Origin of the sequence: Wolbachia endosymbiont of Drosophila bicornuta, from assembly GCF_028982105.1 — a bacterium.
In the GTDB taxonomy this organism is placed as follows: domain Bacteria; phylum Pseudomonadota; class Alphaproteobacteria; order Rickettsiales; family Anaplasmataceae; genus Wolbachia; species Wolbachia pipientis.
Genome location: NZ_JAPQLF010000025.1, coordinates 1 through 706 on the forward strand (window position 1 = coordinate 1; position 706 = coordinate 706).

At 45.9% G+C, this 706-nt stretch carries 1 rRNA gene; it reads right to left on the minus strand.

Going from position 1 to position 706, the window contains the following annotated elements:
* A 16S ribosomal RNA gene (locus tag OZD68_RS00160) occupies window positions 1-530 on the minus strand; the annotation flags it as partial.
* Window positions 531-706: the final 176 nt, after the last annotated feature.

Here is a 706-nt window from a genome sequence, read left to right on the forward strand (position 1 = left end):
CCGTGGCTTTCTGGTTAAATACCGTCAATACCTGAACAGTTACTCTCAGATATGTTCTTCTTTAACAACAGAGTTTTACGAGCCGAAACCCTTCTTCACTCACGCGGCGTTGCTCCATCAGACTTTCGTCCATTGTGGAAGATTCCCTACTGCTGCCTCCCGTAGGAGTTTGGGCCGTGTCTCAGTCCCAATGTGGCCGATTACCCTCTCAGGTCGGCTACGTATCATCGTCTTGGTGGGCCTTTACCTCACCAACTAACTAATACGCCGCGGGATCATCCAGAAGTGATAGCCGAAGCCACCTTTCAAACAAAATCCATGCGGATTTTGTTGTTATACGGTATTAGCACCTGTTTCCAAGTGTTATCCCCTGCTTCTGGGCAGATTTCCCACGTGTTACTCACCAGTTCGCCACTCGCTTCATTGTTGAAATCAGTGCAAGCACGTCATTCAACGGAAGCTCGTTCGACTTGCATGTATTAGGCATGCCGCCAGCGTTCGTCCTGAGCCAGGATCAAACTCTCATCTTATGATGAGAACTTAAGTAAGCTCATCGATTGTTGTTACATTTTTAAAAGCGAATTGACTTCGCAAATATTGTTTGGGTTTGATTCTAAAATCAAACCGCCCTACACATATTTGGTTTGTCGAAACAATGTTCAGTTTTCAAAGGTCTACCAAGTTATCAGAAGCAAGTGCCCCGTGA